Annotated in this window: 18 protein-coding genes; 6 read left to right on the forward strand and 12 right to left on the reverse strand. The window is 70.7% G+C overall.

Features of this window, described 5'->3' with window-relative positions; all coding sequences use genetic code 11:
- Positions 1–389: 389 nt before the first annotated feature.
- Together KF837_32170 and KF837_32175 are read right to left on the reverse strand one after the other, a co-directional pair.
- The gene (locus KF837_32170; protein MBX3232027.1) at positions 390–848 is read right to left on the reverse strand and encodes an SRPBCC family protein; all 459 of its coding nucleotides are present in this window, start codon (positions 846–848) and stop codon (positions 390–392) included.
- Between the two features lie 35 nt (positions 849–883).
- Positions 884–1231, reverse strand: coding sequence for a helix-turn-helix transcriptional regulator (locus tag KF837_32175; GenBank protein ID MBX3232028.1), 348 nt, complete (start codon positions 1229–1231; stop codon positions 884–886).
- A gap of 111 nt (positions 1232–1342) precedes the next feature.
- Here KF837_32175 and ung point away from each other — a divergent pair, with 111 nt between their 5' ends.
- Entirely contained in the window at positions 1343–2029 is a 687-nt protein-coding gene (gene ung / locus KF837_32180) for a uracil-DNA glycosylase (protein ID MBX3232029.1), read from the forward strand.
- On the opposite strand, the gene KF837_32185 is transcribed toward ung, so the two are convergent.
- The 3 genes from KF837_32185 to KF837_32195 all read right to left on the reverse strand — a co-directional run bounded on the left by KF837_32185 (position 1930) and on the right by KF837_32195 (position 5313).
- The gene (locus KF837_32185) at positions 1930–3549 is read right to left on the reverse strand and encodes a GGDEF domain-containing protein (protein MBX3232030.1); all 1620 of its coding nucleotides are present in this window, start codon (positions 3547–3549) and stop codon (positions 1930–1932) included. The two genes, ung and KF837_32185, sit on opposite strands and share 100 nt — an antisense overlap.
- A 39-nt stretch (positions 3550–3588) precedes the next feature.
- Entirely contained in the window at positions 3589–4284 is a 696-nt protein-coding gene (locus KF837_32190) for a hypothetical protein (GenBank protein MBX3232031.1), read from the reverse strand.
- A gap of 135 nt (positions 4285–4419) precedes the next feature.
- Positions 4420–5313: a hypothetical protein gene (locus KF837_32195; GenBank protein ID MBX3232032.1), complete on the reverse strand. Its 894-nt coding sequence runs from the start codon at positions 5311–5313 to the stop codon at positions 4420–4422.
- 69 nt (positions 5314–5382) lie between these two features.
- On the opposite strand from KF837_32195, the gene KF837_32200 reads away from it, so the two are divergent.
- From KF837_32200 to KF837_32215, 4 genes are all read left to right on the forward strand, one after another.
- Positions 5383–6333: an ADP-ribosylglycohydrolase family protein gene (locus tag KF837_32200; GenBank protein MBX3232033.1), complete on the forward strand. Its 951-nt coding sequence runs from the start codon at positions 5383–5385 to the stop codon at positions 6331–6333.
- A gap of 195 nt (positions 6334–6528) precedes the next feature.
- Complete coding sequence (locus KF837_32205; GenBank protein ID MBX3232034.1) at positions 6529–7047, forward strand: hypothetical protein; 519 nt, start codon at positions 6529–6531, stop codon at positions 7045–7047.
- A complete protein-coding gene (locus KF837_32210; GenBank protein ID MBX3232035.1) occupies positions 7032–7802 on the forward strand; it encodes a hypothetical protein in 771 nt (256 codons plus the stop codon). The genes KF837_32205 and KF837_32210 overlap by 16 nt, the downstream gene beginning before the upstream one ends.
- Before the next feature lie 22 nt (positions 7803–7824).
- On the forward strand, positions 7825–8736 hold the full coding sequence (locus KF837_32215; protein ID MBX3232036.1) for a hypothetical protein: 912 nt from the start codon (positions 7825–7827) through the stop codon (positions 8734–8736).
- Between the two features lie 32 nt (positions 8737–8768).
- On the opposite strand, the gene KF837_32220 is transcribed toward KF837_32215, so the two are convergent.
- From KF837_32220 to KF837_32235, 4 genes are all read right to left on the reverse strand, one after another.
- Complete coding sequence (locus KF837_32220; GenBank protein MBX3232037.1) at positions 8769–11210, reverse strand: hypothetical protein; 2442 nt, start codon at positions 11208–11210, stop codon at positions 8769–8771.
- Between the two features lie 51 nt (positions 11211–11261).
- On the reverse strand, positions 11262–11942 hold the full coding sequence (locus tag KF837_32225; GenBank protein ID MBX3232038.1) for a hypothetical protein: 681 nt from the start codon (positions 11940–11942) through the stop codon (positions 11262–11264).
- Positions 11943–11944: 2 nt separating this feature from the next.
- Positions 11945–13312 (reverse strand): prolyl oligopeptidase family serine peptidase, encoded by a 1368-nt coding sequence (locus KF837_32230; GenBank protein MBX3232039.1) that lies wholly within the window; start codon positions 13310–13312, stop codon positions 11945–11947.
- A gap of 84 nt (positions 13313–13396) precedes the next feature.
- The gene (locus tag KF837_32235) at positions 13397–14764 is read right to left on the reverse strand and encodes an AMP-binding protein (protein MBX3232040.1); all 1368 of its coding nucleotides are present in this window, start codon (positions 14762–14764) and stop codon (positions 13397–13399) included.
- Positions 14765–15494: 730 nt separating this feature from the next.
- Between KF837_32235 and KF837_32240 the strand changes: the two genes are divergently transcribed.
- A complete protein-coding gene (locus KF837_32240; GenBank protein ID MBX3232041.1) occupies positions 15495–16892 on the forward strand; it encodes a hypothetical protein in 1398 nt (465 codons plus the stop codon).
- Here the strand turns inward: KF837_32240 and KF837_32245 are convergent.
- From KF837_32245 to KF837_32255, 3 genes are all read right to left on the reverse strand, one after another.
- Positions 16852–17307, reverse strand: coding sequence for a hypothetical protein (locus KF837_32245; protein ID MBX3232042.1), 456 nt, complete (start codon positions 17305–17307; stop codon positions 16852–16854). The genes KF837_32240 and KF837_32245 overlap by 41 nt on opposite strands.
- A 68-nt stretch (positions 17308–17375) precedes the next feature.
- Positions 17376–17615 (reverse strand): hypothetical protein, encoded by a 240-nt coding sequence (locus KF837_32250; protein ID MBX3232043.1) that lies wholly within the window; start codon positions 17613–17615, stop codon positions 17376–17378.
- A 43-nt stretch (positions 17616–17658) separates the two neighbouring features.
- Positions 17659–18792: a hypothetical protein gene (locus tag KF837_32255; protein ID MBX3232044.1), complete on the reverse strand. Its 1134-nt coding sequence runs from the start codon at positions 18790–18792 to the stop codon at positions 17659–17661.

Consider the following 18792-nt stretch of genomic DNA (forward strand, 5'->3'; position numbering starts at 1 on the left):
CCGGAAGCCCGTACTTCTTCTTCGCCGCGGCGAAGACGACGCGGGCGCGTACCGGTCACCCGGTGAGCGAATCCCCGTTCCGCACCGAGCGCGCGCGGATCCGAGCGCCGCTCGTAGTGTCGTTCGCCGCGGCGGCGGGTCCACCACCGGGCTCGGCGGCGGAGCGATCGGCGAGCGCGAGCGCGGCAGACGGCGCTCCGGCGGAGGCATTCCCCGCGACGTTCCGGCGGGAGACAAGGCGATACTGGTGATCCGGGTGCGGCCGGAGCCACCGGAGCACCGAGAGCACAGGGCAGCGCCGCCGGGCCCAAAGGCGATCCCGGCGACCCGGGCGCGGCAGACGCTGCAGGCGCTCGGCTCCTGCGCGCCACGACGTCGGGAAGCTTCCGCTATGCGCGCAGCGTGACGAGCACCTCGTCCAGTTGTCCGAACGTCTCGGCCATCCCGTCGTATGCCCCGGAGGCGAGGGCGGCATCGCGAGCCTCCTTGGAGCGATAGAGCTCGTGCAGCACCATCAGAGTCTTGTCGCCTTCTTCCTCGAGCGTCACCGTCGTGATGGCCCCGTCCTCGCCGCTCTCGTCATTCGTCCAGACGATTCGTGAGTGCGGAGTCACTTCGATGTACTTGCCAAAGAACGCCATCGTCTTCGTGCCGTCGACGTCGAACACGAGTCGGTAGCTGCCTCCAGTACGGATATCCGCCTCGTAAGAGAGCAGGGCCAGCGGCATCGACTTCGGTACCCACCACCGCCTGAACAGCGCGGGAGTGGTCCACGCCTGAAAGACGATGCGAGCCGGAGCGTCGAAGGTTCGCGTGACGACGATTTCGCGCTCGGACTTCGGCTCCACCGTCGTGGGGTTGGGCTCACTGTCTTTTCTTGCGTTCATCGAACGTTCTCCTTCCGTTTCAGCTCCTCGATGACCTTGTCCAGCTCTTCGAAGCGTGAGCTCCAGAGCTGGCGGTACCCCTCGATCCATGCCGTCTCGGCCAAAAGACGGCTCGGGCCGAGCTTGCACGTCCGCACGCGCCCGACCTTCTCCGTGGCGACGAGCCCGGCTCGCTCCAAGACGCCGACGTGCTTCTTCATGCCCGTGAGGGTCATGTGGAACTTCTCGGCAAGCTCCGTGATCGAAGCGTCGGCGCGCCCGAGCTGCTCCAGAACGCCGCGCCGGGTCGCGTCCGAGAGAGCGGCGAACGAGGCGTCCAAGCGGGCACCCAAATACTGAACCATGCGGTTCAGTGTCTAGCGCACCGCTTCGGCGCATGCAAGTGAGCTCGTCGCCGAGCGCGGCGGCGCCGAGGGTTGGCGAGGCTGAGGGCATGCGTTAGTGATCGCGAAAAGATGACCGAGGCGATCAGGTTGGACGAGAGCTGGAAGGTCCCTTTGGCGGGCGAGCTCGGCGCGCCCTACATGGCCGAGCTGAAGCGCTTCCTGCTGGCCGAGAAGGCGCGCGGCGCGCGGATCTTCCCCAAGGGAAGCGAATATTTTCGCGCGCTCGATTTGACGCCGCTCGAACAGGTGCGCGTCGTCGTCCTCGGCCAGGATCCCTATCACGGCGCGGGGCAGGCGCACGGTCTGTGCTTCTCGGTTCGGCACGGCGTCCGCTTGCCGCCGAGCCTCGAGAACATCTACCGCGAGCTGGAGACCGATCTCGGCATCGAGTGCCCCCGCCATGGGTTCCTGGAGCATTGGGCGAAACAGGGAGTGCTCCTGCTCAACAGCGTGCTCACCGTCGAGATGGGCCGCGCCGCTTCGCACCAAGGCAAAGGCTGGGAGCGCTTCACCGACGCGATCGTCCGGCTCGTGAATGAGAGGCCGGAGCCCGTCGTGTTCATGCTCTGGGGGTCCTACGCGCAGCGCAAAGCCTCCTTCGTCGATGCGTCGCGCCACCTGGTGCTGAAAGCCGCGCATCCCTCGCCGCTCTCGGCTCAGAGCGGATTCTTCGGTTGCCGCCATTTCTCCAAAGCAAACGCCTTCCTCGAATCGAAGGGCCTGAAGCCGATCGATTGGACCTTGCCCGATCTCTGAACGACCCGACATCGCGCCGAAGCCCGAGGCGACGGAGTCGTCACTCCGCGTCGTCGTAGTCGGTGCGTAGACCGTGCACGTACGCGCAGCCGCGGCCGTCCTTCTTCGCGAGGTAGAGTTGCTGGTCCGCGGCCGCGAACAGGCCGTCGCGTGGCGCAGCTCTCTGGCCACGTCGCGCCGCCGATCGAGAGCGAGATGTCGACGGCGCGCGCCGCGCCGCCGATGCGTCGAGCGGCGGCGGCGAGCTGGTCGACGTTGACGTCGGGCAAGAGCGCCACGAACTCGTCGCCGCCGTAGCGAGCGAGGACGTCGTGCGTGCGGACCGACGCGCCGAGGAGCTGTCCGAGCCGCCGCAGGACGTCGTCTCCCGCCTCGTGCCCGCGCGTGTCGTTGGTGCTCTTGAAGAAGTCCACGTCGATGAGGACGAGCGAGAGGCTCGCGCCGGACCGCGCCGAGCGGGAGCGTTCCTGCTCGAACCGGATCTCGAGCTCGCGACGATTGAGGATGCCCGTGAGCGGATCGGTGCGCGCGTGCTCCGCGACGCGCGCGAGCAGCGAGAGGTTCTCCCAGACGAGCGCGATCTGATCGACGTAGAGACGCACGTGCTCGAGCTGGTCCCTCGTGATGCGCTCCTTCGAGTAGCAGTTGTCCGCGAAGATGAGCCCGAGGAGCTCGCCGCGCGTGCGCACCGCGCCGAGCACCATCTCGCCCGACGCGTCGAGCCGCACGAGCTCGGGGTTCATGGGGGTCGGGCGGTCGAAGAACAGGTCCTCGCCTCCCTCTCGAAGCGCGAGCCCCACTTCATCGTCGCCGGTGCCGGCGACGAGCATCATCGTCTGAACGCGCTGCTGGAAACGAGTGTCGAAGCGCCGATCGGCGTAGTCGTCGATGAGGCGCTCGATCGTCATCCCCTCGAGCTCGATCGCCTCCCAGATGCGGTGCGCCTCGGCGTCGTCGTAGGGCCCGATCGCCTTGGTCCCGACGAAGCCGCGCTTCGCTGCGTCCCACATGAAGAGCGCGGCGCGATCGAAGGAGAGGCCGTAGCCCGACGTGAGCCCCGCGAGCATGAGATAGAGCGCCTCGTCGAGGTCGGTCGAGGCGAGCATCCGCGCCGTGATCTGACGAAGCGTCGTGAGGCTGGACGACTGGAACGCCAGGCTCTCGAGGAGATGGGTGACGTCGCTCGGATCGAAGAGGGCACCGAGCATGCGCGTGAGGAGCGCGCGCATTCCGCCCGCGAGGTCGGACGCGTCGAGCGCGAGCCGCTTCTCTCCGACCGCGAGCGTCATCGCGACCGCGCACGGCGGCGGCGCCGTCGTGACCTCCCCGAACCGAAGGCGCACGCCCTCGAGGGCGAGCTTCAGGACCTGACGCGCGCCGAGCGGAATCGCGGCGACGTCGTCGGGCAACGTAGCGTCGATCCGAACGGGCTGCGGCAGGCGCCCGACCGCGACGCGCAAGTGCGGGGCGACCGAGACCATCCGGACGTGTCGCTCGAGCTCCGGAGACGGCAGACCCACCCCCTGAGTCTACGCCTCTTGCTCTCCGCCGCTCGGTCGTCAGGCGGCCAGGGCGCGGATCGGCTGCGTCTGGTCGGCGCCCATGGCCGACGGCTCGGACGTGCGGGACGGCGCGGCGGAGAGCGCGCCCGCCTGGAACAGCGGCGCTCCGATCGGCAGGAGCGCGCGGCCTGCTGCGTTCGTCAGCACGAGCGAGAAGGCGATGTAGAGGGCGAGCGCCATCAGCGCGACGGTCGCGAGCGCGATCGGCAGAGCGAGGGTGTTCGCGTGCGTCAGCTCGCGCGCGATCCGCAGGACGTAGAGGGCGTCGATGTCGAGCAGGAAGACGAAGAGGAGCCTCGAGAAGAAGCCAAACGCGTACGTCATGACCACGAAGATCATCAGGAAGCAAACGTCCACCGCGAGGATGACGGCGCTCGACGGGACGCGACCCTGCGCGAGCTCGGAGAGCGACCACCAGTTCATCACCCAGTTGAACGAGAACGTCGTGAGGAGCGTCCCGCCGAGCATGTTCTTGTTCGCGAAGCTCATCAGGCCGGCGAGGAACTGGCAGCCAGCCCCGAAGAAGAGGCAGAACCACGCGCACGTGCGGAGCGCCTCGGGCGTGAGCGCAGCCTGCACTCCGAACGCGACGGGCAACAGCGACGCGCATCCGATCGCGAGGCCGAAGAGACCGAGCGCGGTCGGGTCGGCGACGGGCAACGACGAGGTGGAGGACTGGGCGGTCGACTGCATGGCGGCTCCTTCGCGCGGTTCGTGCGCGACGCCCTCCTAGATCGTTTGCGGCAGTGCAGCAATAGCACTTCAGCAGAAGTTGCATACGTGCGTAATGTTCAGCATTTACGAATGTTGCGCCGCAGCATCGCAGGGTCACCGCGCGTGGGCGACGAGCGTCTCCTCGAACGCGGCGAGGAAGGCGGGATCGGCGGGCGCAGCCGAGGCGCCGAGGCGGCGCCGGACGAGGAGCGCGAGGTTGTCGGCGAGGACCTCCTCCGGGTGAATCGTGTACGCCGTGTTTCGCCCGATTCGGCGGGCCCAGTCCGTCGCGCGCGCCTCGATCAGCACCGGCGCGCCGTCTCCCTCGCGGACCACCGTCGCGTCGTTCGGATCGATCTCGAGCAGCGTCACGCGGACGACGTCGTGCATCGACGTTCGTTCGACGACGTCCGCGAGCGGCAGCGGGCTGGTGAGGAGCGGCACGACCGCGCGCTCCCCGAGCCGCAAGTAGTGCCCGAGCTCGTGCGCGTCGGGGTTCGTCAACCTCCGGTCATCCAGCTCCGGCGGCGACGAGATCGGTCCGACGCGCACGAAGCCGAGGAGCGCGTACGCCGCGTCGCGGAGCGCCGGCGACGCACGAGAAGCGACGTGGAAGAGCTCATGAGCAAGGAGCCGGATCGCGCGCTCGCCGCGGAGGGCTCTCACGCGCGCGGCGGGCAGGACGATCGCGTTCGACCGCGTGTAGGCGTGGTCGCGCTCTTCTCGTCCCGTCGTCTTCACGACGAGCACCTCCCGCGGGAGCACGCCGCCGAGCCCGCGCGCACCTCGCGCGACCGCGGCGAGCGCCTCCTCCCACGCCGCGGCCTCCTCGCGCGTGAACTCCAGCGCCTGCTCGCCGAGGAATCGCCGGAGCTCCGCGTCGTCGACCGGTGCGCTCGTCCGCATCCTGAAGGAGCGATCGAAGCCGCCCAACGCGCGCGTGAAGTCGTCCTCCGCCGCGAGGACCGCCCGCCCCTCGGATGCACTCGCGAGTCGGAGTAGAGTCATCTCTCGGCCGATACTACTGTTGCTGTTCCGATGAGTGCCATATCGCGAGAGGACGCCTTCGCTGGTTGCATGCTCGGTCTCGCCGTCGGCGACGCGCTCGGGTTTCCGGCCGAGTTTCGGAGGCGCGAGCAGATCCTCTCGTCGTTCGGGAGCGCGGGGCTGACCGACTTCGTCGCCCTCCACGATCCGCGATGGCCGGCGCGACCGGCGATCATGGGGCGCGCCCATCCGCTCGGGACGTACAGCGACGACACGCAGATGACGATCGCGGTGGCCGAGGCCGTCGTCGCGGCGGGCGACGCGTCGCTCGACGAGCTCATGGAGGAGATGGGGCGCCGCTTCGTCGCCTGGAGTCGTGCGAGCGACAACGATCGCGCTCCCGGGAACGCGTGCATGACGGGCTGCGACGCGCTCGCGCGGGGCGTCCCTTGGCGCGAGGCTGGCGTCGCCGACTCGAAAGGATGTGGCAGCGCGATGCGCGTCGCGCCGATCGGGCTTCGCTGGTGGAACGATCACGACCGCCTCCTGGAGGTCGCGCGCGCTTCGGCGGTGCTCACCCATCGCCACGACGCGGGCGTCGAAGGTGCGGCCGCGGCGGCGCTCCTCGTCGCGCTGGCGGTGGACGAGCGAACGCCGGTCGAGATGCACGAGGCGCTCATGAAGGAGTGCTGGCCGCGGTCGCACGACTTCGCGGCGTGCCTCTCGAAGGTGCCCGCGCTCCTCGACGCGCCGCCGGAGGTCGCGCTCGCGGCTGACGGCCTCGGAGAGGCGTGGGTCGCGGAGGAGGCCGTCGCCTCCGCGCTCTGGTGCTTCTGGCGATCGCCGTTCGATTTCGAGAAGACGGTCCTCACGGCCGCCAACACCGACGGCGACTCCGACAGCATCGCGTGCATCGCGGGCGGCATCTCCGGCGCGTTCAACGGGGTCCGCGCGATCCCGGAGTCGCTTCGTCGTCGCGTCGAGAACGCGGACGGCCTCTCACGACTGGCCGCGACGCTCGCGTCTTTGCCAGCCCCATAGCGGCGTATTCTCCTCACGATCCGCCCCCGCACCTCGCTCGGCGGCTTTTAGAGAGCACAGCCTATTTCGATATCGCGAATTGCGTTCTGCAACGATGTCGAGCGCGCGAGCATCAACGACGGTTCACGGCGGCGCTCGGGGCGCCGTCGAAACGCGTCGTTGGCGGCGGAATGGCGGTTGCACCGATCGCGGCGCGTGGGTCGGTGCGCGTCGCTCGTCGCGCTCGCCGCAGCGTCGTCGCTGCTGGCGGGGTGCCATTTCGGGGCGCTCCTCCTCGTCAGCAACGCCGCGAGCGCGCGCGGACCCTACCGCCCGGAGTCGCTCGCGCGAGAGCTCGGCGCCGGATCGGTTCGGACGATCGGATGCCTCGACGTCGGGCTCGTGCCCTTTCGACGCGACGGGGGCGACCTCGTCGACCTCCATGTCGGCAATCGCTGCGGATACCCGGAGGCGCTCGACATGCGAAGGACCGTCATCACCGGCTACAGCGACACCGGCGCGCCGTTCGACGTCGCCTTCTCCGATCCGCGCGGAGAGATCGAGCTCCTCCACCTCGGCGGCGCGGATCACGCGCGCGAGCGAATACGCCTCGATCGCGCGGGCGCCGCGCGGAGGCTCTGCTTCGACCTCGAGCGCATCGATCCCGACGCGCCCGCCGCCCGGCCGCGGCCGCTCTGCTTCGCTCGGAACGGAGGCGCATGGGTCCCCGCGTAGGCGCGCTCGTCGCCGCGGCCGTCATGACGTGCGCTTGCCGCGCCGACGCGCGAGGGAAGACGTGCGTCGAGACCGGCGACACCGTGGGCGAGACGACCTGCCGGCGCTACGGCTCCACGTGGGCGATGGAGCGAGTGACCCCGTTCACCGCGCGCTTCGGGCTCCGTTATGGCGAGCTCACGACGAGCGGCGCGCGCTTCAACGACAACACGAAAGAGAGCCGGCGGCCGCGCGGCTACGAGGGATACGTCTTTCGCGGCGACGCGCTCGGCGCGCCGACGCTGAGCGGCTTCGGTCCGGACGGCGGCGTCACGGTGTACCTCGTCGACCAGCTCTACGTCGGCGGCGAGACCGGCTTCCTCTTCGGATCGGCGCGGACCAACACCTTCGTCGCGAACGGCTATCAGCTCCGCGACGGCGGGCGCGGCATCGACGTCATGCTCTGGCACGCCGCGATCCCGATCGGATACCGCGTCCCGCTCGGGCGCGCGCACCTCCGCGCGGAGATCGCCGGCGGCGGCATCATCGGCGTCGTCTTCCACGACATCACCGGTCCGGGAGCGCCCGCGAGCGAGCAGTCCGTCGCCGCGCGCTGGCTCCTCGAGCCGCGCCTGGCCGCCGGCGTCTGGTTCACGCAACACGTCTCGTTCGGCGCCTACGCCGGCGTCAACCTCGCCGACTCCGGCGCCGCCGCGCTCGGCGTCTCTCTCACCTTCCACAACCGCGCCTTCGACGGCGACTGGGCGCTCTGGTGACGACGCGGTACACTCGCTCGACGTGCGCCGCATCCCTCTCGCTTTCATCGCGTTCATCGCCGCGTGCAGCTCGAGCGCGGAGCCTGCCGCGGAGCCGTCGGACCGCCCGCGCTCGTTCGGCACGGGCGACGGCGGAGGGCTCGGGACGTCGGACGCCGGCGCGGACGAGTGCGCGGAGGAGACGAAGGACGTCTTCGTGCTCAGCGAGCAGCGGCTCCTCTACTCCTTCCATCCGCCGACCCTCGCCTTCACCTTGAAGGGGACCGTGAACTGCCCGACCGGCGGCGCGATGCCGACGTCGATGGCGGTCGATCGGCGCGGCATCGCGTGGGTCCGCCACACCGACGCGAGCCTCTGGAAGGTCGACACGCGCGATCTGGCGTGCGAGCCGACCGACTTCGCGCCGCCGGGGACGAGCGACACCTTCCACAAGTTCGGAATGGGCTTCGCCACCGCCTCGAAGGGCGGATCGAACGAGGTGCTGTTCCTCTCCGACAACGGCGGCGGCGGCCTCGCCAAGCTCGACACGCGGACGCTGAAGCTCTCGTTCGTCGGCGCGTACACCGGCGCGCTCGAAGGAAAGACGAGCGAGCTCACCGGGACGGGCGAAGGCAAGCTCTATGGCTTCTTCGTGACGGCGCCGGCGCAGATCGCGGAGATCTCGAAGGGCACCGGCGAGATCCTGAGCACGAAGGAGCTCCCCGACGTCTACGCCGGCAACGCGTGGGCGTTCTCGTTCTACGGCGGCGACTTCTACATCTACACGAGCTCCGAGGGGAACGGCGGCGGCCCACCGCGCGCCGGCGGCGGAGGCTCCGACGTCACGCGTTACCGCCCGAGCGACGGCAGCGTCGAGATCGTGAAGCGCAAGGTCGGCTTCAAGATCGTCGGCGCCGGCGTCTCGACGTGCGCCCCCACCGAATCGCCGCGGTAGCGTCAGGCGCGCGTCCGGCGCTCTTTCCGTCGTCACCGCACTTCGGCGCCGTTCTGCTCGAGCACGCCGGCCACCTTCGTCCCCGCGAGGAGGCGCGCGAGGACGTCGCGGACGCTCTCGCCGCCGAGGATCGCGAGCGGCGCCATGCTCTCCGCCATGCGCTCCGCGAGGGCGCGATCGCCGAACGCCTGGAGCGCGGCGATGAGGTCGGGCGAGACCGCCTTCGCCTTCTCGCTGACGGCCTGCACGTGCGCGGTGATGCGCTGGAGCTCGAGCCCGAGCTCCGCTTGCAGGCCCTCGATCTCCGCCGCCTTCCCCGCGCGCTCCCGCTCGCGCTCCGCCAGCGCGACCGCGTCGAGCGCCTCCTGCTCCGCGCGCTTCGCCGCGAGGCGATCGCGCGAACGCGCCGCGTCCGACGTGATGCGCGCGACGTCGACGGTGTGCTCGCCCTCGATCGCAAGGACCGCGAGCTCGCTCCGCTGCTTCGCCGTCGCGGCCTGGACCTCCGCGATCGCGCGGTCGATCGCCTCGCGCTCGCGCACCAGCTCGAGGCGGCGCTTCTCGCCCTCGAGCGTCAGCGTCTGGGCGACGACCGCGTGCTGCGCCTCGACGAGGAGCGCCGCGATCTTCGCGTCCCCGATCGTGACGTCGAGCACCTCGACGTCGTAGACGCGCATCCCGTTCTCCTGGAACACGCGGCCCGGACGCTTGCCGCCCTCGCCCGGCTGGCCGAGCACCACGTCGCGGACGAGCGGCGCGACGCGCGGATGGAGCTCCTGGACCTTGTGCGCCTTCACCGCCGCGCGCACGAGGGAGCGGAGGTGCTCGGTGAGGAACTTCACGTAGTTCTCGACCGAGAACCAGCGGCTCGGATCGCCCTCGAAGTTCACGCGGTACGAGAGCCGGACGCGGATGCTGACGAGGTCCGCCGTCTCCGCCTCGATGACGTCCGAGACCTTGTTGTAGAGCACACGCAAATAGACGGTGCGCTCGACCCTCGCGTCGCTCTTCGGCGTGCCGGTCGAGAGCTCCATCGCCTGGAGGACCTCGTCGTATTCGAGGAGGTGGGTCGCGGGAGAGACGATGACCTTGCGCTCGCCGGTCTTGCTCACGACCTCCACCGCGTAGCCGGTGTGAGGCGCGATCGACACCGCGCCGTCGTAGCGCGTGTCGAGCACGATCGTGCGCGGCTGGGTGAAGCTCTGGTTGCGCTCGAAGTCGTCGCCCACGAACGCGGGGGGCTTCGCGGCGGCGGGCTCCGCCGGCGGCGGGGCGGGCAGGTTCCGCTTCGTGCTCGTCTCGGGGACGAAGTCGCGATGCTCGTTGTCGCGGAGCGCGGCGAGGCCTTCGTTGTGCTTGATCGCCGCCTGGTTGCCGGGGAACCAGAGCTCGACCTGCCGCCGGTCGAGGACGCGGCGGACGATGACCTCGCGGCGCGGGTCGGGGAGGAAGATCCGCGGCCCGCGCTCGAGCCGGATGTGCCCGGCGTGGCGGTCGAGCACGTAGCGCGCCTCGCCGGCGGGGATCGCGACGGAGTGGTGAATCGTCTGATCGCCATAACGGACGATCGCGTGCTCGGGGCGCGGGAAATAAATCATCTGTTCGCGGCCGGTGATGAACAGCTCGTCACCGACCTTCCGCGCCGTCCCGTCTTCTTCGGAGTACGGCGCGATCACCTTCACGTAGATTCCGCTGTTCTCGTTCAGCTCGATCGCGCGGAATTTATGGACTCCGCCGCGCTCGACGAACGTCTCCGTCGGGCTGGGGAACACCACCGCCGGGCCGCGGAGGAATTTCTTGTCGCCGTTCTCGTCCAGCAAAATGGCATATTCGAGGCGCTCGAGCGTGACCGCGTCGCGGACGTAATTGCCTTTGTCGTCCGGCACGACCTCGATGCCGGTCGGCGGAATGTAGAACGAGACGTCGGTGCCGCGGATGACGAGCAGGTTCCCCATCGTGAGGTCGGGGAGCGGCGGCGCGGGCGGGGGCTCGGTGCCTTGCGTCTTGATGACGGCGTTGCCCCAGTTCGCCTTGGCCGCGTCCTCATCGTAGACCCGCACGACGAGGTACTGGTTCGAGCGGAGGTGGTGACCCTGGATCACGCGGACGAGCTGGCCGGGCCACAGCGCGAACGAGACCGGGCCCGCGATCGTCCGCTTCCGGCCGACCTCGAGCTCGACGAGGTTGTTGATCGCGCCGGTCTTCGGGTGGGTGCCGTCGTGGGCGGGGTTCTTGAGGAGGACGTACCAGCCGACCGGCGCGACGGCGAAGGCGTTGATCGCCTCCTCCAGCGTGACGCGCTCGAACCGCTTCGTCTTCTCGGTGAAGACGACGGGCTGATCGGTGTTCGCCAGGCTCGTCTTGTGCGGCCCGACATAGACGTTGATGTTCCCCTTCGTCTCGTCCGAGATGAAGGCGTACTCGTTCGGCGCGAGCACGAGATCGCGCTCACGTGTCCTCTCCCTGTCGCTCATGCCGATCGACGTAGAGCCGGATCGGCGATTGTCCAGAGCGCGAGCGGGCGCTCAGAAGCAGCCCTTGGAGCGGAGCGCGGGCTGGAGGCCCTCGCAGGTCCGCCAGCCGTTCACGCAGAGCGGCTCGTACGGCGTCGTGCTCGCGCCGCAGCAGACGAGATCGACCGGCGTCTTGCAGATCGGGATGCAGCAGACCGCGGGTTGGAAGTCGCCGCAGCTCATGTCGACGGAGAGGGACGCATGATGCTCGCCCGGCTCGCACTCGGCGGGGCCCGAGCGGCACGTCCCGCTCTCGGCCGCGCAGTCGCGCGGCTCCTTCACCCCGCACTTGCCGCTCGGCTGCACGTGGGCCGGAGCGCGGCAGACGCACATGCCCTCGAAGCAGCTGTGCTGGACCGACGACGTCGCCGGATCCTCGTTGCAGTCGACGTCGGTCTTGCAGACGGCGGCCGACGGCGAGTCGACGACGAGCCAACAGGTATTTCCCCAGCCGCAGAGCGGCTCGGACGATGGCGCGCGCGCGGGTGGGCCGCCGGGCGTGGCGTACGGGCCGAGGCATAGGCCTCCGCGCGCGGTGCACGCGTCGATCGACGCCGACGACGAGGGCGGCGGAGGCGGAGGCCGCATGGTCGCCGCGTCGGCGGAAGAGGAGCCGGCCGGGCCGCTCGACTCGGTCGCGAGCCGACCGCTGCAGCCGAGGATCAAGATGCCGCCCGCGACGAGTCGTTTCATGTTCACGGTCGCAGGCCTGACTCGAAGAGCGCGGCGGTCGGCGGGCCCGACCGCGTGGTCCGCGGGCAGATCGGGACGAACGCGGAGAGCGTGCTGTCGCCGAACGTGGCGCAGAGGTCGGCGCACACCTGCGAGCCGGGGTGCGGGTTGCAGCATGCAGCAAAATCGTCAAAGACGGGCAATCCTCCGGCGAGGCCGGGGCCGCACGTCGTCGCCTTGCTCCGCGCCGCGAAGCACGCGAGCACGGCGTCGTCGTCGGGCGTCGTCGCGTGGGCGTCGCAGCGCGCGGTGCAGCCGCCGCAGCTCCCGGGCGCGAGGCCGATCGCGTCGAGCTCGCCCGCGAGCGCGGTGCCGACGCTCTTGTTCGCGACCGCGCAGTCCGCGAAGAGCTGGCACATCTCCTTGCAGCCCGCCTGCGCGACCGGCGCGCACGTCGTCGCCACCGGCGCCGGCAGCGCGAACGCGGAGCTCGCGCACGTGGATCCCGCGCTCGCGGGGACGGGCGGCAGCGCGAGCGCGGAGCTCGTGCCCTTCGGACGCGCGAGGAGGACGTCCATGAGCCAGCCGTTCATCGGCAGCCAGACGTGACCGAGATCGTCGCCGCGGCACCAGGCCTGGGCGACGTTCGGCTCGCGCGCGAAGTACTGCGACGCCATCGCGGCTTGCTCGACGAAGGTGAAGCCGGACGCGCCGACGCCGGTGACGGGATCCCAGCCGCCGAAGCCGTCGTTGTCGCCGCCCCACGTGACGATGACGGTCATCGCGCCGAGCGCCGAGCGGGCGACGGGCTCGGTGAAGTCGAAGACGCCCGACGCGACGACGCCGCCGGCGAACACGTCCGAGCGCATCCGGAGGACGTGGTTCGTGAAGATGCCGCCCGCCGAGTGTCCGCCGGCGTAGACGCGCGCCGCGTCGACGGAGAAGTGCGCGCCGACGCACGCGCGGAGCGAGTCGACGAGCGCGAGGTCCGCGTTCGGGAGGGCGGGCGCGCCGGGGAGGTGCATGCCGTCCCAGACCGGCCACACGCTACCGTTGCCGACCGCGTCGGGCGCGACGACGATGACGCCGCGCGCCGCCCACTCCGCGAGGCGCGCGCGGTGGACGAACGAGCGACCGGTCTCGCCGGTGCCGTGGAAGGCGATGAGGAGCGGCCGCGGCCCGGTGAAGCTCGGCGGCGGGAGGAGGAGCTCGAAGCTCCGCGTCTGTCCGCCCGCCTGGTAGCCGGTGTTCGATCCGGCGCGCGGCGCGGGGCAGATCGAGACGGGCTCGGTGACGGCGGCTTCGGCCTCGGCGGGGGCCCGATCGACGTCGACGTTCGAGCAAGCGACGGCGGACGAGACGAGGGCGACTCCGGCGAGCACGCGGCGCATGGGCGCCGCCGTACCATGGCGCACGCGCGGCCGCTACGACCGCTGCAGGCTCACGCGAAGAAGCGGGCGCGGCTTGGCTTGGCGCTACGAACGTGGCCGGCGCGTCGCGCGGGCGACGAGGGCGCGGCGATCGACCTTCCCCGACGGCGTGCGCGGCAGCTCGTCGACGAGGCGGACCTCGCGCGGGACCTTGAACGCGGCGAGGTGCTTGCGCACGAACGCGCGGAGCGCCTCGGGCGGGGCGTCGTCGGCGACGACGAAGGCGACGCCGGCCTCGCCCCACGTCTCGTCGGGGACGCCGACGACCGCGCACGCGAGCACCTGCGGATGCGCGGCGAGCACGCGCTCCACCTCGGCGGGGTAGACGTTCTCGCCGCCGCTGATGAAGAGCTCCTTCGTTCGCCCGACGACGCGCCAGCCGTCGGGCGACGCGTCGAGCACGTCGCCGGTGCGGAGCCACCCGTCGTCGGTGAACGCGGCGCGCGTCGCGTCGTCGTCGCGGAAGTAACCGGCGAAGACGTGAGGTCCGCGGAGGAGCAGCTCGCCGTCGGGGGCGAGCGTGGCCTCGAGGTCGAACGTGGGGACGCCGACGACGTCGCGACGCGCCGGGAGCGAGACGGGGCGGAAGCAGTTCGGCCCGCACTCCGTCATGCCGAACCCGACGACGAGGCGGTCGCCGAACGCGTCGGCGACGCGCGCGGGGCACGGCGCGCCGCCGACGAGCCAGAGCCGCACCGACGGCGCGGCGTCGGGCGCGCCGAGCGCCGCGAGCCGCTCGAGCATCTGCGGGACACCGAAGGCGACGGTCGCGCCTTCACGCGCCATCGCGTCGAGCGACACGCGCGCGTCGAAGCGAGGCGTCACGACGACGGTGCCGCCGAGGACGAGCAGCGGCGTCGCGAGCACGTTGAGCCCACCGGTATGGAAGAGCGGCGCGTCGGCGACGGCGACGTCGGCGGCGGAGAGGTCCCACGCCCGCGCCGTGCTCCGCGCGTTGGCGAGGAGGTTCTCGTGCGTGAGGAGCGCCCCCTTCGGTTTCCCGGTCGATCCGGAGGTGAACAGGAGGACGAGGGACGCCCGCGGCGAGGTCGCCTCGGTTCTTGGCTCGACGTCCACGGCGGCGGGCCGGGCGCCGAGGACGAGGCGCGGCTCGGCGACGGCGAGGATGGAGTCGAGCTCGGGCTTCGGCAACCGCGGGTTGAGCGGCGCGAGGATCGCCCCGCGCCGCGAGCACGCGACGAGCAGCTCGAAGACCCACGGCGCCGCATCGGCGACGACCGCGACGCGATCGCCGGGCCCCACGTCGCTGCGCGCGAGCCACCCCGCGAGCCCCCGCGTCCTCTCCGCGAGCGCGCGGTACGTGATCCGCTCCCCACCCTGCCCACACACGAGCGCGATCGCATCCGCCCGCTCCCGCGCATGCCGATCGACGACATCGTGCAGCCACGCCATCACGCAGAAATAGCATCGACCCCGCGCGCACGCGGAGCGGCACACCCGGCCTCATCAGGCGCCGCCCCCACGACACGGCAAGGCACTGCGCGACGCGACGTCCACGAGCTTTCTTTAGGCGCGCACGACGCTCCAGCCTGCTGCAACGCCTTCGGTATGCGGCGTCGCGAGGATCTGCCTTTTCGCTACGCATCACGACCACATCCAGCCCCGCCCAGCCCTCTTCCGCGCGCCCCCAACCTCCCGCGTTTGGATGCGCCTCACGCCCAGCCCGGAACAAGGCTCCCTGACGACCGCGCGGCGATGCGTCTCTTTCCTCCCGACCACGAGTGGCTCGACTCCACATGCACGGTCATGCGTCCTCCCCTCCGACCGCGCGGCGGCGAGTGGCTCGACTCCACATGCACGGTCATGCGTCCCTCCCCTCCGACCGCGCGGCGGCGAGTGGCTCGACTCCACATGCACGGTCGCCCCCTCCGACCGTGGTGGTGGGTGGATCGTCGTGGCGGGCGCGTCTCAATTTATTTAAAATTAAATAAATTCGTTGTGGGGCGACGAGTGGCTGCTACTCCTACCTGCACCCACCGAGTGGGCGGAGGAGAAAATGCGTAGCTATCTCAATGGGTTGACGGTTGCGTTTGTCGTTGGGGGAGGGGTGTGCGGGGTGGAGGGATCTGCTCTGGCTGGAACGGATTGTGTGGAGGCGCGGTGTTCGGCGGGGCATGCGGAGATGGTGCTGAACGGGAAAGAGCCGCTTCGCACCGAGATCGATACGGGGTGGATGCCGTCGTGCGACAAGGGGCGGGAGCACTGCAACAAGGGGCTCCAGGTCCGCGCGAACGTCGCGCTCACCGCGACCGCGGCGAGTGACGATCTCTTCACCGCGTCGCTCGGGCGGAGCGCCACTGTCGTCGCTGCGTGGCCGGACTCCTCTCGGCTCGAGCTCACGCTGGCGTCGGGCAGCACCGCCGACAGCACGCTCGCCGTGCGGCACACGCTCACGCCGCAGGTCGAGCTCTACGTCGACATCGGCCCATTCGAACGAGGCTTCACCTTCCCCGCGACGCGCCTCGTCCAGATGATCCCAGGCGCGAAGTTCGACTACGAAGCGTCCGCGCGTGCGTCGTTCGCGGGCTGGGGGTTCGGCAAGGCCTCCGTCACCGTCCCCGCGCCGCCGCTCGCCGACGCGCAGCTCCTCTCGGTGCAGCTCGACCAGCTCGCCGACGTGATCGGCAACGTCACGCGCGGCACGCTCTCGCTCCACGCGCAAGCCTCGCCGACCGTCGTCTACCGGACGACGAAGGTGATGGTGAGCGGCGTCGAGCTCCACGAGACCTCGAAGGTGCAGCTCCCCTTCCCGCCCGGCGATCACGACTACCTCGATCTGCCGGCGACGATCGAGGGCGAGCTCTCGGCGAGCGGCGACCTCGACGTGCTGCCCGCCGCGACGCTCGCGAACATCGGCGACATGCAGTTCAACCCACCCGCGACGATCACCTTCAGCAGCGTGAAGGTGCGGAAGCACTTCGAGACCGAGGCGCAGCGGTACGTGTTCGAGCACAAGACGGTCCACATCCCGCTCCCCAACATGAGCCGCATCGTCCGCGAGACCGACGGCGCGTTCGTGAAGGTCGGGACCGAGGGACGCGTCCCCGCGATCGCGACGAACACCGGCGAGGCGCCGCTCGTCGTGCGGCTCGAGAGCGACGACCCGCTCTTCGAGGTGCCGAGCGCGCCGATCGAGATCGCGCCCAAGTCCGAGCGCGCGCTCGACGTCGTCTTCCGCCCGAGCGCGCTCGGCCGCGCCGACGCGACGATCAAGGTCACGTCGAACGATCCCGACATGCCGGAGCTCACGTTCCACGTGACCGGCGACGGCGCGAACGAGACCAAGCCGCGCCCCGACGCCGACGGAGACGACGAGTCCGACGGCGCCGCGGGGACCGCGGACGAAGGCTGCGGCTGCCGCGCGGCGGGCCGGCGAAACGGAACGGAGCCGACGCTCGCCGCGCTCGGCGGCCTCGCGCTCGCGGCCGCGCTCGGCGCACGCCGCCGCAAGGGTACGCTCGGCGGCCTCGCGCTCGCGGTCAGCCTCCTTCGCCGCAGGGGTCCGCGGCGGGATCGCTGACGCCGGCGTCGACGGCGGTGTGCGGCTGGCTCGAGAAGCCGAGATCGAAGGTGGAGTAACCTTGCTTCTCGAGCGGATCGATGACGACGCAGTATTCGCCGTAGCCGCCCGCCTCCGTGGGCAACGTCACGAAGCTCGCGCGGCAAACCTCCGTCGTCGCGTGCGCCGCGACCTGGCTCGTCGCGAGATCGATGATCGTCACGCTGTGCTTCTTGATGAAGCCGGCGAGGCCGATCTCGCCCGGTCCTCGCACCTTGATCGCGAAGCGAGGGGTCGCGTCGTCGGTCGCGGCCGCGAGGCGCGTCCCCGGCGAGATGCCTTCGGCCTTGCGGCACGCCGGATCGACCGCGTCGGCCTGCGGCGGCGCGGGCTCGCGGCAGGCGAGGAGACCGAAGCTCACGATCAGGAGTGTCATCGCTCGTCTCATGGTCGACGTCAGCGTACCCGAGGAAACGCGACCGCCCTACGAGAGCCTCATCTGCGTCAGCGCGCCCGCGCGTCGAGGACGGCGCGGGCGACGAGCATCGCCACGAGCGCCGGCGCCACCACGATGAGCACGAACCGGAGGACGAGCACGATCGCCGCGAGCGGGACGATCGATCCCTCGCGGCCGAGGATCATCTCCGCGATCGGATCGAGCACGGCGAGCCGCCGCGCGAGCAGCACGTACGCGAGCACGAGGCCCGCGAGCACCACCGCCCACCCGACGTGGCGGCGGCTCATCGGGGCGGCCTCGCGGTCAGCGGCGTGAGGGCGTGGCGTCGGCTCATCGGAGTGGCCTCGCGGTGAGCATGGCGAGGAGGAGCGCGTTGCCGAGGACGCCGCCGGCCGCGAAGGCCGTGCGGCCGTCGACGCTCGTGGGGACGCCGAAGAGGCTCGTCGATCGATAGAGCCCGCGGAAGCGCGCGCGGTCGCCGTGCGTCCTCGTCGCCGCGATCGCGAAGCCCGTCGCGCCGACCGAGACGCCGAAGAGGATCGGGCCCGCGTTGACGTCGCCCTCGCCCGTGAACCCCGACGCATACTCGCGCACGCCGCCGAAGCCGAGCACGTCGACCCAGAGCTCGGCGACCAGCGCGTCGTAGAGCCTTCGCGCGAGCACGGGCGTCGCGAACGAGAGGAAATACGACGCGATCGCGGTGCCGGAGCCGCGCGGAGCGTCGACCGCCTCGCAGCTCCCCGACGTCATGCGCTGGAAGAGGAGGCCGGTCTTACCGTGAAGCGCGCACCGCTCGAACGTCTCCGCCCACCGCGCGAGGAGCTCGGAGCGGTCCGTCTTCGTCGCGCGCGCGTGAAGGCCGATCGAGCCGACGACGGCGGCGACGTCGGGCGGCCACGTCTCGCCCGGGTACGTCTCGATCATCCCGTGCTTCGACGCCGCGATCCGGCGCGTGAGGTCGGCGGTGATCCGATCGTGGAGCGGCGCGTGCGGGCCATCAGGGTCGATCATGCGAAGCATGCCGAGGCCGAGGTTCGTGTAGCCGAGGTACGCGCGGCCCTCGTCGTACGCTCGGTCGCCCTCCGCGGCGTAGACCTGATCGGCGTAGACGAGCACCGAGGGGTCCGCGAGGTGATCGGCCGCGGCGCGCATCGCCGGCAGGTACGCTTCGCGCTTCTCGGGGTGGTCGAGCACGATCTGCCCGAGGCCGAGGAGCGCCATCTGATGGATCGCGATCGTCGACTGGCCGTCGAAGCGGACGAAGCCGGTCTGGTACGCCGTGGGCCCCTCCTGCTCCATGACGCCCTTCACGACCGTCTGCGCGAGCGCGTCCTGCGCCGCGAGCTCTCCGTCGAAGTACGCGCCGGCGCCCACCCCCGCCGTCCAACGCGGCACGACGAGGACGACGAAGACGACGACGCTCGTCAGGATCAGCCACCGCCGCGATCGCGACATCGATGCCAC

The organism is Labilithrix sp., assembly GCA_019637155.1.
In the GTDB taxonomy this organism is placed as follows: Bacteria; Myxococcota_A; Polyangia; order Polyangiales; family Polyangiaceae; genus Labilithrix.